A 786-nucleotide genomic window follows, 5' to 3' on the forward strand; every position below is an offset into this window, starting at 1 on the left:
CAATTTTATAACGATGAATTTGGGTTTGAGCTTGAAAATTTGATTCGTGATTTTTCTTATGAGGATTATAAGAAGGCCTATCACTCTCTCAAATAATGCGAAGCGTTTGTCCAGGAAATAGAGCTTTTGATGATTCATTCAGCCGTCGAATCACCCGCACCAATGAAAAAGCAACATGTAAGGTATCGAACCTGCATGTTGTTTTTTTGTTTTTTACCAATTTTGAAAAGGTTTTTCATGCGGCCGCATCCAACGCTGCGGCAGATTTTTAATAAATTCTTTAAAAGTTGCCCTCTAAGGGGCAGCTTTTGCCTGTTTTCTCCGTTTAAGTGAAAGAATGTAATGCTTATCACTTAAAGGAGGACGTTCGCGTGTACGTAAAGAAAATGGCTGGATTTGTTCTATCTCGTGAAGAAAAATGTATATACTTTTCAACCGCCAACCATTCAGAGTACAAGATGGAAACATTGGGTAGCACAACTGGATTTCAAAACATGTTTTACATGCAGAAATCATCATGGTAAAATATATTCGGTAAATGAAATACCGGATATAGAACCGCCCGTCCATCCAAACTGTCGCTGTGAAGTTCAAAACATGGAAGCGGTTTTCGCAGGAGAGGCTACGAAAGATAGCGAAAACGGCGCCGACTGGTGGATTAAGGAACCTCTGAACAAATGGCGCAGGAAGAGGAATTCAGAGAAAAGGGATTCAAGAGGCGTTCCAAACTGAATGATTACGTCGAATTTCAACGCTATACTCCTGAATTTATTTCCACTTTTGCGG

1 protein-coding gene is annotated in these 786 nt (G+C 39.8%); it reads left to right on the forward strand.

Features of this window, described 5'->3' with window-relative positions; all coding sequences use genetic code 11:
- Window positions 1–408 precede the first annotated feature (408 nt).
- Window positions 409–732: a phage minor head protein gene (locus CAFE_RS20680; RefSeq protein ID WP_166525146.1), complete on the forward strand. Its 324-nt coding sequence runs from the start codon at window positions 409–411 to the stop codon at window positions 730–732.
- The last annotated feature ends 54 nt before the right edge of the window (window positions 733–786 follow it).

This window comes from Caproicibacter fermentans, from assembly GCF_009746625.1.
In the GTDB taxonomy this organism is placed as follows: Bacteria; Bacillota; Clostridia; order Oscillospirales; family Acutalibacteraceae; genus Caproicibacter; species Caproicibacter fermentans.